The sequence below is a fragment of the Variovorax sp. YR634 genome (assembly GCF_900106655.1).
Taxonomy (GTDB): domain Bacteria; phylum Pseudomonadota; class Gammaproteobacteria; order Burkholderiales; family Burkholderiaceae_C; genus Variovorax.
Genome location: NZ_FNOL01000002.1, coordinates 236,822 through 249,187, shown reverse-complemented (window position 1 = coordinate 249,187; position 12,366 = coordinate 236,822). Strand labels below are relative to the sequence as shown.

The window sequence follows — 12,366 nt, the reverse complement described above, 5'->3', positions numbered from 1 at the left end:
CGGCTTTTCTTTTTCTGCGCCTGAGTTTTCCAGTCGATTGCACTGGAAGATCACCGTTTATTCACAACCTTGTCCACACGCGCATCGGCGCGCGCGGCTTAGCATGCAGGGTTGCAAGGGAAGTCCATGTCCGCCGTTTTCTCCTATGCCGACAATGACCCGTCGGCCGATCGCCAAGTTGCCCAACTGCGCATTCCGCCTCATTCCATCGAGGCCGAATCCAGCGTGCTCGGCGGCCTGCTGCTCGACAACGGCGCCTGGGACCGCATGGGTGACCTGCTGGTCGACGGCGACTTCTACCGCCACGAACACAAGCTGATCTACGCCGCCATCGGCGGGCTGATCAACGCCAGCAAACCGGCCGACGTGATCACCGTCTACGAGCAGCTGCAGAACCTCGGCAAGGCCGACGACATCGGCGGGCTGGTGTATCTGAACTCGCTCGCGCAGTACGTGCCCAGCGCGAGCAACATCCGCCGCTACGCCGAGATCGTGCGTGAGCGCTCGATCCTGCGCAAACTGGTTTCCGCCAGCGACGAGATCGCGACCAACGCCTTCAATCCGCAGGGCAAGGCGGTCGACAAGATCCTCGACGAAGCCGAACAGAAGATCTTCAACATCGGCGAAGAAGGCACGCGGATGAAGCAGGGCTTCCAGAGCATGGATGCCCTGGTGGTCGAACTGCTCGACCGCGTGACGGAAATGGCCGAGAACCCGAACGACATCACGGGCGTGCGCACCGGCTTCAACGACTTCGACAAGATGACCTCGGGCCTGCAGCCGGGCGACATGATCGTGCTGGCTGCTCGTCCCTCGATGGGGAAGACCTCGCTCGCGATCAACATCGCCGAGCACGTGGCGCTTGAAGAAGGTCTGCCGGTGGCGGTGTTCTCGATGGAAATGGGCGCCGCGCAGTTGGCGGTGCGTATCGTGGGCTCCATCGGCCGCATCGACCAGGGTCACCTGCGTACCGGCAAGCTCAGCGACGAAGAGTGGCCGCGCCTGACCGAGGCCATCGAGAAGCTGCGTACCGTGTCGCTGCACATCGACGAAACGCCGGGCCTCTCGACCAGCGAATTGCGCGCCAACGCGCGCCGCCTCGCGCGCCAGTACGGGCGTCTGGGCCTGATCGTGGTCGACTACCTGCAGCTGATGTCGACCAGCACTTCGGGCGACGAAAACCGCGCCACCGCCGTGGGCGAAATCTCGCGCGGCCTGAAGATGCTGGCCAAGGAGCTGAAGTGCCCGGTGATCGCGCTGTCGCAGCTCAGCCGGGGTGTGGAAAGCCGCACCGACAAGCGCCCCATGATGAGCGACTTGCGCGAATCCGGCGCCATCGAGCAGGACGCGGACATCATCATGTTCATCTACCGCGACGACTACTACAACAAGGAGTCGAAGGAGCCGGGCGTGGCCGAGGTGATCATCAGCAAGCACCGGAACGGCCCGACCGGCACCATCAAGCTGGCCTTCCTGAAGCCGATCACCAAGTTCGAGAACCTGGTGGGTTACAGCCACAACGACGAGTACTGAGCCGGCGCGGAAGGTCGTCAGCTGGAGCCGTTGCCGGACCAGGGCGGCGAGTCCAATGGCTTCTGCGGCACCACCTTGCCCTGTGCCGTCTCGGCCTTCATCTGTCGAAGCATGTCTGCCAGCGTCTTGCCCGGCTCGTCGCGAAAGCGCTCAGGCAGCACCTCGATCGCGTCCATGCGATCCAGGCGAAACCCCCGGAAGTCATTGCGCAGTTCGCACCAGGTCGAGAGCGTCCAGACCTTGCCCCAATAGAAGCAGCCGAGCGGCCGCACCGTGCGTTCGCTGGCGTCGCCCGATACGTCGTGGTACTGCAGCAGCAGCTTGTTGTGCGACTGCACCGCTTCGCGCAGCGTCTGCAGCCGCGTGCGCAGGGTTTTGTCCAGGCCCATCGCGGGGGCGTAGAGCGCCAGAGCTTCGGCCGAGACGCGCGCCGCCGGCGGCAGCACCGACAGGATCTTGCCCAGCCCGGTCTCGATGTCGCGTGCCAGCGCTGGATCGACCCAGCTCTGTGCGAGCCGCGCCGCGGCCACCAGGGCCGAGGCCTCGTCCTGCGTGAACATCAGCGGTGGCAGCTCGAAGCCGGCGCCCAGTCGATAACCCACGCCTGCCTCGCCCTCGATGGGCACGCCTTGATGCTGCAGATCGGCCACGTCGCGGTACACGGTGCGCTCCGACACTTCGAGGCGCTGCGCCAGGAACGCGGCCGTGGTCAGCCGGCGCCCGCGGATGAGCTGCACGAGTTGGAACAGGCGGTCTGCGCGGCGCATCAGCGTGTTCCGGTGAGCTTCTTCGCGAAGTCTTCGACGAAGTAGCGCTTGCCGCGCCGCACGACCGTGTGGCCTTCGGCTTCGAGCTTCGACATCTGCGCCTCGATGCCGCCGGGATACTTGGGGTTGAGCTCGCCACCGATCTTGAGGGTGCGCCAGTAGGGCGTTCGTTCTTCCGTCCTCTCTGCCTCCTCGGCCGCATGCGCGACCATGTGCGCAAAGATCGCCGTGGTCACGGTGCAGCCGATGGTCGCCTGGTGGCGCAGTGCGATGTCCTCGCCGATGCCCATCACCGTTGCGAGCCGGCCTTCCGGAATGCTGCGCATCGCAGCTTCGACCTCCCGCGGCGACGGCGTGGCGATGGTCCCTTCGCCGCGCCGGGAGCGCATGGCGGCGGGAATCTCCTTGACGTTCGGCAGGTGAGGGTAGCTGGCCAGCCGGTCGCGCCAGCTCTTCTTGGGGCTCATGAAACTCCGATGTGGATCGCCACCTTGTCCGGCCCTTCGTAGGCTTCGAAATCGCTGCGGTAGCGGCGCGCGACTTCCGGGTGCGCCTCGAAATATTGCCAGATGCGTTGCCATGTGGCGATGACCATCTGCGGCATCTCTCCCTGGCCGGTGAACACGAGGTAGTCGCCGGCCTCGACGGCGCGGCTGCCCTCGCTGCCCGAGACGGCGACACCCGCCGTCACGTCGAAGGCGCCGTGGGCGTCGGATTCGTAGGCCGAGTAGACGCTGAAGATGCGAGCGTCGCCGGTGCGGTCCGGCGTCGATGCGTAAGTCTCTTCGCCGAAGAAGCGGCCCCACAGCTTGCCGATGCGGGCGGTTGCGGGCTCGTTCTCCTCGCGGTTGGTGGTGCGGATGGTGAGGCCCGCGACGTGAAAGGCGTCCTGGTGTTGGCGGGTGGGTTCCATAGGGGGTTTCTCCTCAAAGCGACAGTGTTTTCAGATCGGCCTTCATTGCCTGCGCGATCAGCTTCATGTCGGCGTCGGTGACGTCGAACATGCCAAAGCGAAACTTGTAGCCCCATTGCTTGGGGTTCTCGATGAAGGCCAGGCGCTCGATCAGTGGTGCGATTGGCGCCTCGTGCCCGGCTGCATAGCTCACGTCGCGCCGCCACGGCACGAAGCCGTTGCCCATGTCGAACTCATACGGCTCGCCGGGTTGCACGACGCCGATCGACACGAAGCTCTGCAGCCTGTCCGTGCCACCGAACACCGTGGACGGCGAATAGTAGGCGACGCGGTCGCCCGCCGAGAGCCGCTTGAGCGGCGAATGCTTGCCGTGGCCGACCTGCATGAAGCCGAGCGGCCGGTGGTCGCGGCCGAGCCGCGCGTGCTCGGCGCTGGCCACGGCAATCCAGTTGCGTTGCGCCATGACGGGATCAATCCAACGCGTGCAGGCCGACTTCGTTGCCTTCGGTGTCGCGCATGTGGGCGATGAAGCCCATGCCGGGCGGCAGCGCAGACTTTGGCGCCACGATCTGCCCGCCGGCGGCTTCGACCCGCGCAAGCACGGCGTCGATGCCGGGGTTGCAGTCGAGGTAGATGCGGATGCCCGCGCCGGCGCGCGCGCTGGCGTTGGCACCGGCCTGCAGGGCACCGCCCGTGGCGGGATCGTCGTAGGGGAACACGGCCAGCGTCTCGCCGCCGAAGTTCTCGCGGCGCAGCTTGCGGGCCAGCACGGTTTCGTAGAAGGCCTGGGCGCGGTCCATGTCGGCGACCGGGATCTCGAACCAGCTGATGGCGTTCTGCTTTTGCATTCTGGGGCTCTCTTTCGTGTCGGTTGAAGGAGCCCTGATGGTGCGAGCCGCCTACTGACAACGTCTTGTCAGTAGCCTGTCATGGCGGGCGAAAAAAAGCCCGCGATGCTCCGGGGAGCATGCGCGGGCTTGTGTCGGCCGGTGCCGCTGGTTCTAGAGCACGTCGCTTGCGAAATCCGCCAACCGCGATCGTTCGCCGCGCGCCAGCGTGATGTGCCCGCCGTGCGGCCAGCCCTTGAACTTGTCGACCGCGAAGGTCAGGCCCGAGGAGCCTTCCGTCAGGTACGGCGTGTCGATCTGCGCGAGGTTGCCCATGCAGATGATCTTCGTGCCGGGGCCGGCACGGGTGATCAGCGTCTTCATCTGCTTGGGCGTGAGGTTCTGCGCCTCGTCGATGATCACGTACTTGTTGAGGAAGGTGCGTCCGCGCATGAAGTTCATGCTCTTGACCTTGATGCGGCTGCGGATCAGCTCGTTGGTGGCCGCGCGGCCCCACTCGCCGGCGCCGCCGCCGTCGCCCTTGGCCAGGAACTCGAGGTTGTCGTCGAGCGCGCCCATCCAGGGGCCCATCTTTTCCTCTTCCGTGCCGGGCAGGAAGCCGATGTCTTCGCCGACGCTCACGGTGGCGCGGGTCATGATGATCTCGGTGTAGCGGCGGTCGTCGAGCACCTGCGTGAGGCCGGAAGCCAGTGCCATCAGGGTCTTGCCGGTGCCGGCGGTGCCGGTCAGCGTGACGAAGTCGATCTCCGGATCCATCAGCAGGTTCATCGCGAAGTTCTGCTCGCGGTTGCGCGTGTTGACGCCCCAGACCGCGTTCTTGCCCGAGCTGTAGTCCTTGAGCGTCTTGAGCACCGCGGTCTTGTCGCGGATTTCGGTGACGCGGGCGTACATGCTCGGCTCGCCGGGCGCCTCGAAGTACACGAACTGGTTGATGTACAGGTTGGGCACCAGCGGACCGCTGATCCGGTAGAAGGTGTTGCTGCCGCTCTGCCAGCTTTCGACCGTCTTGCTCTGGCGGGTCCAGAAGTCGGGCGGCAGTGCGAGCGAACCGGCGTAGAGCAGGTCGCCGTCTTCCAGTGTCTTGTCGTTCTGGTAGTCGTCGGCGGCCAGGCCCAGCGCGCGCGCCTTGACGCGCATGTTGATGTCTTTCGACACCAGCACCACTTCCTGCTTCGGCTTGCCCGGGCGGTCCTTGGCGTACTCGTCGCGCAGCGCGTGCACCACGCCGAGGATCTGGTTGTCGGCCTTGCCCTGGGGCAGGCTGATCGGCAGCGAGTAGTCGAGCGGGGCGGTCTGGAAGAACAGCCGGCCACCGGCCTCGCGGTGGCCCGTGGTGTCGAGCTTCAGGCCCTTGTCGATGTCGGCGTCCTGGGCGCCGGCCAGCGCATCGAGCGTGCGGCTGGTCTGGCGGCCGTTGCGCGCGACTTCGGTGGTGCCTTTCTTGTGGCCGTCGAGTTCTTCCAGCACGATCATCGGCAGGAAGATGTCGTGCTCCTCGAAGCGGAACAGGCACATGGGGTCGTGCAGCAGCACGTTCGTGTCGAGCACGAACAGCTTGGCCGGACCGGTGGACTTGTTGCGTTTGTGGCGTGTCGGCGCTTGCGGTGCCGGGGCGGGAGCTGGTGCGACTTCGACGACCGGCGCCTTCCTCGTCTCGACCTGCACCATGGCCTCCGGCTGCGGTGCGCTCACGGGCGCGGGTGCCGGCGCAGGTTTGGATCTGGCCCGGCGCGTCGGGCGCGTGGTGGCGCCGCCGGCGCCTTCAGTGCCGAGGCTGTCGAACAATTCCAGCGGCTGCGGGCTGTGCACCGTGGCTTCGTCAGCGCGCGAATCGCCGGAACGGCGCGAGCCCCTGTGCGAGGACCGGGCAGGCGCATCGAGTGCGTCCGGCGAGAGCAATGCAGCGCGTTTCGTGGGGGCGGGGGGCAGTGGCATGTGTCAGATCGCTCGCAGAAAATGGGAACCAGAAAACGAAAAAGCCGCCTGAAGACCAAGGCGGCTTTGTTCGGGGGATGCGGTCGTGGAGCTCAACGGCATGAAACCATTATGCACACCGCAGATGACGCGCCGGAGGCTCTTTACGCGCTGCGTTGGGCATTCCCCACGCCAGAGCGGAAAAGTGCACGGCCGGCTCGCCGGGCGGCGGTCAGGCAGCTTTCTTGAGCGCCTTGACGGCCTTGAGCACGTCGTCGACATGGCCGGGAACCTTGAGCCCGCGCCATTCGGCCTTCAGGATGCCGTCGGCGCCGATCAGGAAGGTGCTGCGCTCGATGCCCTTGACCTTCTTGCCGTACATGATCTTGTTCTTGACCACGCCGAACATGTGGCACATCTTTTCTTCCGTGTCGGCGATGAGCTCGAAGGGCAGCTCGAGCTTGGCCTTGAATTCGTCGTGCGACTTCATGTTGTCGCGGGACACGCCGAACACCGTGGCACCGGCCTTTTCGAAGTCCTTGTAGCGGTCGCGAAACTGCATGGCTTCGGTGGTGCAACCCGGAGTGTTATCTTTCGGGTAAAAATACATGACCAGCACGTGGCCGAGATGCGAGGTATTCGAGACCTTGAGGCCGCCCGTGGCGTTGGCGTCGAATTCAGGAATGGGTTTGTTGACAACGATCGCCATGAAACTTGTTTTCTCCGTTAGATTCCGTTCCCGAGCCCTCTCGTCCCGTTTCGGACGGGACTTGCTCAAGGAATGGAGGATTGGTCGTTGCTAACTTTGGGGTAGCGGGCCTGTTCGCAACCCGGTATTTTACCCCGAAAATACCTCTCTCAGCCACCCACCGGGCTCTCGACCAGCAGGGCGGCAATCACGTGCCGGCCTTCTCCGGCCAGGATGTTGTAGGTTCTGCAGGCCGCCGCGGTGTCCATGGTCTCGACGCCAGTGCGCTGCGCCATCAGGGGCTTCAGCCATGCGGGCTGGGGGAAGCGGATACGGTTTCCGCTGCCGAAAATGATCAATTCCGCACCCAGGGTCGCCAATTGCGCGAAATGTTCGGCGCCGAGCTGATCGAAGCTTGAACAATTCCATTCGAAGCGCTCGCCGCGCGAGCCAACCACTACGCTGCCTTCGACTTTTTCGTTGTTGATTGCCACCCAGCCGGGGCCGTGTGCGGTGAGGGACTGAGCATCGGATTTGTCGGGCTGGAGCTTCATCTGGGCACTGGGAACTGTGGTCAAATTATAGGTTTTCCCTAGTGCCACGGGGCTCGCAAGGGCCTTTGACTCCGCGGTGACCCCGCATCAAGCGCATCCAAGCAACTCCGTAACCCGCGCCCGGGAGGGCCTTTTGAAGCAGCTCAAGAAATCGGCCAAGCTGGCCAACGTTCTTTATGACATCCGCGGTCCCATCATGGACGCCGCCAAGCAGATGGAAGAGGACGGCCAGAAGATCATCAAGCTCAACATCGGCAATCTGGCCGTGTTCGGCTTCGATGCCCCCGAGGAAATCCAGCAGGACATGATCCGCAACCTGCCCACCTCGGCCGGTTATTCGGATAGCAAGGGCGTCTTCGCCGCGCGCAAGGCGGTGATGCACGAGACGCAGAAGCAGGGCATTGCGGGCGTCACCCTCGACGACATCTACCTTGGCAACGGCGCCAGCGAGCTGATCGCCATGTCCACCAACGCGCTTCTCAACGATGGCGACGAACTGCTGCTGCCGGCCCCTGATTACCCGCTGTGGACTGCTTCCACGAGCCTGTCGGGTGGCACGCCGGTGCACTACCTGTGCGACGAGGCTAACGGCTGGATGCCCAACCTCGACGACATCCGCGCCAAGATCACGCCGCGTACCAAGGGCATCGTGGTCATCAACCCGAACAACCCGACCGGCGCGCTGTACTCGAACGACCTGCTCAAGAGCATTGTGGCCATCGCCCGCGAGCACGGCCTCGTGATCTTTGCCGACGAGGTCTACGACAAGGTGCTGTACGACGGCGTCAAGCACACCGCCATTGCCAGCCTGTCGACCGACGTGCTCACGCTCACCTTCAATTCGCTGTCCAAGAGCTACCGTTCGTGCGGCTATCGCGCCGGCTGGCTCGTGGTGTCGGGCGACAAGCGCAGCGCGCAGGACTACATCGAGGGCCTGAACATGCTCTCGAACATGCGCCTGTGCGCCAACGTGCCGGGCCAGTGGGCCATCCAGACAGCACTTGGCGGCTACCAGAGCATCAACGACCTCGTGTGCGAGGGCGGTCGCCTGCGCCGCCAGCGCGACCTGGCCTACGAGCTGATCACCGCCATTCCGGGCGTGAGTTGCGTCAAGCCGAGCGCAGCGCTCTACATGTTCCCCAAGCTCGACCCCGAGGTCTATCCGATCGAGGACGACCGCCAGTTCTTCCTCGAGCTGCTGAAGGAAACCCGCGTGATGCTGGTGCAGGGCACCGGCTTCAACTGGGCCACGCCGGACCACTTCCGCATCGTGTTCCTGCCCCATGAAGACGACCTGCGCGAGGCCATCAACCGCATCGCGAAGTTCCTGGAGCAGTACCGTTTGCGCCGCAAGTCGCGCTCATGAAATCTGCCTGCATCGCTGCTGCGGCGCTGTCGCTCGCCGCGTTGTCCGCCGGAGCCGCCGACAAGGAGCTTGTCTCGTTCTCGCACAACGACTGGGAGCTGGCCTGCGACAACACGCGCACCTGCCGCGCCGCCGGCTACCAGCCGGACAGCGGGGCGAGCGAGCCGGTGTCGATGCTCATCACCCGCAAGGCCGGGCCCGGCACGGCAATAGACATCCAGCTGCAGATCGGCGATGACGACGGCGTCAAGGGCCCGCTGCGCTTCAAGGTCGGCAAGGCCACCGTCTCGGGCCTGGCTGCGGGCACCGCCAGCTTCGACGACAGCCAGGTCCGCACCGTCCTGCCCGAGCTGCTCAAGGGCGACGACGCCACGGTGACCGCCAACGGCGGCAAGAAGTGGACTCTTTCGCTCGCCGGCCTCAACGCCGTGCTGCTGAAGATGGACGAAGCCCAGGGCCGCGTCGGCACGCCGGGTGCGCTGGTGCGCCGCGGCAGCAAGCCCGAGTCTTCGGTGCTGCCGCCGGTGACGGCCCCCGTCGTGAACGTGGTCGTGCCGCCGAAGGCGCACCCCGGCGACGACGCACTCGCCGCGCGCATCTTCCCGTTCCTGAAGCTGGACAGCGCCAAGGAAGACTGCAACAACCGCGAAGACATCAACGCCAAGTCGCTGACCGTCTCGCGCCTGACCGACCGGAAGGTGCTGCTGTCGCTGGGCTGCGGCATGGGCGCCTACAACTATTCCAGCCTGCTCTGGATCGCCAACGACAAACCGCCCTATGCGCCGGTGTCCATCGAGGCGAATGGCGACTTCGACGAGAAGGAAGGCAGCGTCACCTCTGCCATGAAAGGCCGAGGCATCGGCGACTGCTGGTCGAGCGAGACCTGGCATTTCAACGGCAAGGATTTCGTGCGCACCGGCTCCACAGGCGACGGCATGTGCCGCGGCTTTGCCGGCGGCGCCTGGACCTTGCCCCGCTACGTCAGCCGCGTCGTGACTTCCACGCCGTCAGCCACCCCATCCAAACCATGAACGCGACTCTCCCAATGAAACCCATCCAAGTAGGCCTGCTCGGCGCAGGCACGGTCGGCAGCGGCACCTTCAAGGTGCTCCAGCGCAACCAGGAAGAAATCAAGCGCCGCGCCGGCCGTGGCATCGAGATCACCATGGTGGCCGACCTCGACACCGCCCGCGCCCGCGAAGTGGTCGGCGAAGGCGTCAAGGTGGTCAGCGACGCGCGCGAAGTCATCGCCAACCCCGACATCGACATCGTCATCGAGCTCATCGGCGGCTATGGCATTGCCAAGCAACTGGTGCTCGAGGCCATCGCGGCCGGCAAGCACGTGGTTACCGCCAACAAGGCGCTGCTCGCGGTGCACGGCACCGAGATCTTCGCGGCCGCGCACGCCAAGGGCGTGATGGTGGCCTTCGAGGCTGCGGTGGCCGGCGGCATCCCGATCATCAAGGCGCTGCGCGAAGGCCTCACGGCCAACAGCATCCAGTGGCTGGCCGGCATCATCAACGGCACCACCAACTTCATCCTGTCCGAGATGCGCGACAAGGGCCTGGACTTCGCGACCGTGCTCAAGGAGGCGCAACGCCTGGGCTATGCCGAAGCCGACCCGACCTTCGACATCGAAGGCGTGGACGCCGGCCACAAGGTCACGCTGATGAGCGCCATTGCCTTCGGCATTCCGGTGCAGTTCGACAAGGCCCACATCGAAGGCATCACCAAGCTTGCCGCGCAGGACATCAGGTACGCCGAACAGCTGGGCTACCGCATCAAGCTGCTTGGCGTTACCAAGCGAACCGCCAAGGGCATCGAGCTGCGCGTGCATCCGTCGCTCGTGCCGTCGAAGCGCCTGCTGGCCAACGTCGAAGGCGCGATGAACGCGGTGGTGGTGCACGGCGACGCCGTCGGCACCACGCTCTACTACGGCAAGGGCGCCGGCAGCGAGCCGACCGCCAGCGCCGTGATCGCCGACCTGGTCGACATCACCCGCCTGCACACCGCCGACGCCGCGCACCGCGTGCCGCATCTGGCCTTCCACCCCGACGCGATGAGCGACCTGAAGGTGCTGCCGATGTCGGAAGTCGTCACCAGCTACTACCTGCGCCTGCGCGTGGCCGACCAGGCCGGCGTGCTCGCCAAGGTGACGGGCCTGCTGGCCACCGCCGGTATCAGCATCGACGCCGTGCTGCAGCGCGAAGCCGACGAAGTGGGCGGCGAGGGCTCCACGCAGACCGACCTCATCATCCTCACGCACGACGCGCGCGAAGGCACCGTCAATGACGTCATTGCCGAGCTGCAGGCGCTGCCGACCGTGCTCGAACCCATCGTGCGCATCCGCAAGGAAGAGCTGAAGTGAACTACCTGAGCACCCGCGGCCACCCCGACCGCAAGCGCTTCTGCGAAATCCTTCTTGAAGGCCTCGCGCCCGACGGCGGCCTCTATCTGCCCGAAACGTATCCGCAGGTCCACACCGCCACGCTCGCCAAATGGCGCGCGCTGCCGTACGCCGAACTGGCCTTCGAGATCCTCTCGCTCTACATCGACGACATTCCGCCGGCCGACCTGAAGGCGATCTGCGCGAAGACCTACACAGCCGAAGTGTTCGGCACCGACGAGATCGTGCCGCTGCGCGAGCTCGAAGACGGCGTGTACCTCGAAGCCCTGTCCAACGGCCCCACGCTGGCCTTCAAGGACATGGCGATGCAGCTGCTGGGCAACCTGTTCGAGTACGAACTGGCCCGCCGCGGCTCCGAGCTCAACATCCTCGGCGCCACCAGCGGCGACACCGGCAGCGCGGCCGAATACGCCATGCGCGGCAAGAAGGGCGTGCGCGTCTTCATGACCTCGCCCGACGGCCGCATGAGCCCGTTCCAGCAGGCGCAGATGTTCAGCCTGCAGGACGCCAACATCCACAACATCGCCATCACCGGCGTGTTCGACGACTGCCAGGACATCGTCAAGGCGGTGTCGAACGACCTGGGCTTCAAGCGCAAGTACCGCATCGGCACGGTCAACTCGATCAACTGGGCGCGCCTTCTGGCGCAGGTCGTCTACTACTTCGCGGGCTACTTCCAGGCCACGGCGAGCAACGACAAGCCGGTGAGCTTCACCGTGCCCTCGGGCAACTTCGGCAACGTCTGCGCGGGCCACGTGGCGCGCATGATGGGCCTGCCGATCCAGACGCTGGTGGTCGCCACCAACGAGAACGACGTGCTCGACGAGTTCTTCCGCACCGGCGTGTACCGCGTGCGCGCGGCCGTCGATACGCACGAAACCTCCAGCCCGTCGATGGACATCAGCAAGGCCAGCAACTTCGAGCGCTTCGTGTTCGACCTGGTCGGGCGCGACTCCGCCAGGCTGCGTCAGCTGTTCGTGGACGACCTGGGCCTGCAGGGCAGCTTCGACCTGAGCGCCGACCCGGCGTTCAAGCAGGCCGCGGGGCGCTTCGGCTTCCGCAGCGGCCGCAGCACGCACGCCGACCGCCTGGCCACCATCCGCGACACCGAGAAGCGCTTTGCCACGCTGATCGATCCGCATACGGCCGACGGCCTCAAGGCCGCGCGCGAGCAGATCACGCCCGGCGTGCCGATGGTGGTGCTCGAAACCGCGCTGCCGATCAAGTTCGCCGCCACGCTGGTCGAGGCACTGGGCGAAGAGCCCGCGCGGCCGAAGAAGTTCGAAGGCATCGAGGCGCTGCCCAAGCGCGTCGTCAAGCTGCCGGCGGACGCGGAAGCCGTCAAGGCCTACATCGCAGAGAACTGTGACTGATCA

Annotated in this window: 13 protein-coding genes; 5 read left to right on the top strand and 8 right to left on the bottom strand. The window is 65.4% G+C overall.

All coding sequences use genetic code 11. From position 1 onward, the window contains the following. Nucleotides 1-126: 126 nt before the first annotated feature. Complete coding sequence (gene dnaB / locus BLV60_RS05365) at nucleotides 127-1,533, top strand: replicative DNA helicase (RefSeq protein ID WP_093051090.1); 1,407 nt, start codon at nucleotides 127-129, stop codon at nucleotides 1,531-1,533. Between the two features lie 17 nt (nucleotides 1,534-1,550). Here the strand turns inward: dnaB and BLV60_RS05360 are convergent, their stop codons facing one another. The 8 genes from BLV60_RS05360 to BLV60_RS05325 form a co-directional block, all read right to left on the bottom strand. Continuing rightward, nucleotides 1,551-2,300 carry a helix-turn-helix transcriptional regulator gene (locus BLV60_RS05360; RefSeq protein ID WP_093051088.1) on the bottom strand — a complete coding sequence of 250 codons (750 nt, stop codon included), beginning with the start codon at nucleotides 2,298-2,300 and terminating at the stop codon, nucleotides 1,551-1,553. After that, nucleotides 2,300-2,767, bottom strand: a complete 468-nt coding sequence (locus tag BLV60_RS05355) for an MGMT family protein (RefSeq protein ID WP_093051085.1) — start codon at nucleotides 2,765-2,767, stop codon at nucleotides 2,300-2,302. The genes BLV60_RS05360 and BLV60_RS05355 overlap by 1 nt, the downstream gene beginning before the upstream one ends. After that, on the bottom strand, nucleotides 2,764-3,213 hold the full coding sequence (locus BLV60_RS05350; RefSeq protein WP_093051082.1) for a GyrI-like domain-containing protein: 450 nt from the start codon (nucleotides 3,211-3,213) through the stop codon (nucleotides 2,764-2,766). Before BLV60_RS05350 ends, BLV60_RS05355 begins: the two co-directional genes overlap by 4 nt. Nucleotides 3,214-3,226: 13 nt before the next feature. Then, a complete protein-coding gene (locus BLV60_RS05345; protein WP_093051079.1) occupies nucleotides 3,227-3,676 on the bottom strand; it encodes an EVE domain-containing protein in 450 nt (149 codons plus the stop codon). A gap of 7 nt (nucleotides 3,677-3,683) precedes the next feature. Beyond that, nucleotides 3,684-4,061, bottom strand: coding sequence for a VOC family protein (locus BLV60_RS05340; protein ID WP_093051076.1), 378 nt, complete (start codon nucleotides 4,059-4,061; stop codon nucleotides 3,684-3,686). Nucleotides 4,062-4,214: 153 nt separating this feature from the next. Continuing rightward, entirely contained in the window at nucleotides 4,215-5,996 is a 1,782-nt protein-coding gene (locus BLV60_RS05335) for a PhoH family protein (protein WP_093051073.1), read from the bottom strand. A gap of 211 nt (nucleotides 5,997-6,207) precedes the next feature. Beyond that, nucleotides 6,208-6,684 (bottom strand): peroxiredoxin, encoded by a 477-nt coding sequence (locus BLV60_RS05330; protein WP_007830801.1) that lies wholly within the window; start codon nucleotides 6,682-6,684, stop codon nucleotides 6,208-6,210. 149 nt (nucleotides 6,685-6,833) lie between these two features. Then, the gene (locus BLV60_RS05325; protein ID WP_093051070.1) at nucleotides 6,834-7,217 is read right to left on the bottom strand and encodes an Mth938-like domain-containing protein; all 384 of its coding nucleotides are present in this window, start codon (nucleotides 7,215-7,217) and stop codon (nucleotides 6,834-6,836) included. Between the two features lie 133 nt (nucleotides 7,218-7,350). On the opposite strand from BLV60_RS05325, the gene BLV60_RS05320 reads away from it, so the two are divergent. The 4 genes from BLV60_RS05320 to thrC are packed head-to-tail and all read left to right on the top strand — an operon-like array spanning nucleotide 7,351 to nucleotide 12,363. Further along, the gene (locus BLV60_RS05320) at nucleotides 7,351-8,583 is read left to right on the top strand and encodes a pyridoxal phosphate-dependent aminotransferase (protein ID WP_093051067.1); all 1,233 of its coding nucleotides are present in this window, start codon (nucleotides 7,351-7,353) and stop codon (nucleotides 8,581-8,583) included. Then, nucleotides 8,580-9,614 carry a DUF1176 domain-containing protein gene (locus BLV60_RS05315; RefSeq protein ID WP_093051063.1) on the top strand — a complete coding sequence of 345 codons (1,035 nt, stop codon included), beginning with the start codon at nucleotides 8,580-8,582 and terminating at the stop codon, nucleotides 9,612-9,614. The genes BLV60_RS05320 and BLV60_RS05315 overlap by 4 nt, the downstream gene beginning before the upstream one ends. Nucleotides 9,615-9,628: 14 nt before the next feature. Then, entirely contained in the window at nucleotides 9,629-10,951 is a 1,323-nt protein-coding gene (locus tag BLV60_RS05310; protein WP_093051060.1) for a homoserine dehydrogenase, read from the top strand. Next, the gene (gene thrC, locus BLV60_RS05305) at nucleotides 10,948-12,363 is read left to right on the top strand and encodes a threonine synthase (RefSeq protein ID WP_093051057.1); all 1,416 of its coding nucleotides are present in this window, start codon (nucleotides 10,948-10,950) and stop codon (nucleotides 12,361-12,363) included. The genes BLV60_RS05310 and thrC overlap by 4 nt, the downstream gene beginning before the upstream one ends. The last annotated feature ends 3 nt before the right edge of the window (nucleotides 12,364-12,366 follow it).

Coding starts and splice junctions, on each gene's coding strand:
- dnaB (WP_093051090.1), top strand. CDS start 127: ATGTCCGCCGTTTTCTCCTATGCCGACAATGACCCGTCGGCCGATCGC.
- BLV60_RS05360 (WP_093051088.1), bottom strand. CDS start 2,300: ATGCGCCGCGCAGACCGCCTGTTCCAACTCGTGCAGCTCATCCGCGGG.
- BLV60_RS05355 (WP_093051085.1), bottom strand. CDS start 2,767: ATGAGCCCCAAGAAGAGCTGGCGCGACCGGCTGGCCAGCTACCCTCAC.
- BLV60_RS05350 (WP_093051082.1), bottom strand. CDS start 3,213: ATGGAACCCACCCGCCAACACCAGGACGCCTTTCACGTCGCGGGCCTC.
- BLV60_RS05345 (WP_093051079.1), bottom strand. CDS start 3,676: ATGGCGCAACGCAACTGGATTGCCGTGGCCAGCGCCGAGCACGCGCGG.
- BLV60_RS05340 (WP_093051076.1), bottom strand. CDS start 4,061: ATGCAAAAGCAGAACGCCATCAGCTGGTTCGAGATCCCGGTCGCCGAC.
- BLV60_RS05335 (WP_093051073.1), bottom strand. CDS start 5,996: ATGCCACTGCCCCCCGCCCCCACGAAACGCGCTGCATTGCTCTCGCCG.
- BLV60_RS05330 (WP_007830801.1), bottom strand. CDS start 6,684: ATGGCGATCGTTGTCAACAAACCCATTCCTGAATTCGACGCCAACGCC.
- BLV60_RS05325 (WP_093051070.1), bottom strand. CDS start 7,217: ATGAAGCTCCAGCCCGACAAATCCGATGCTCAGTCCCTCACCGCACAC.
- BLV60_RS05315 (WP_093051063.1), top strand. CDS start 8,580: ATGAAATCTGCCTGCATCGCTGCTGCGGCGCTGTCGCTCGCCGCGTTG.
- BLV60_RS05310 (WP_093051060.1), top strand. CDS start 9,629: ATGAAACCCATCCAAGTAGGCCTGCTCGGCGCAGGCACGGTCGGCAGC.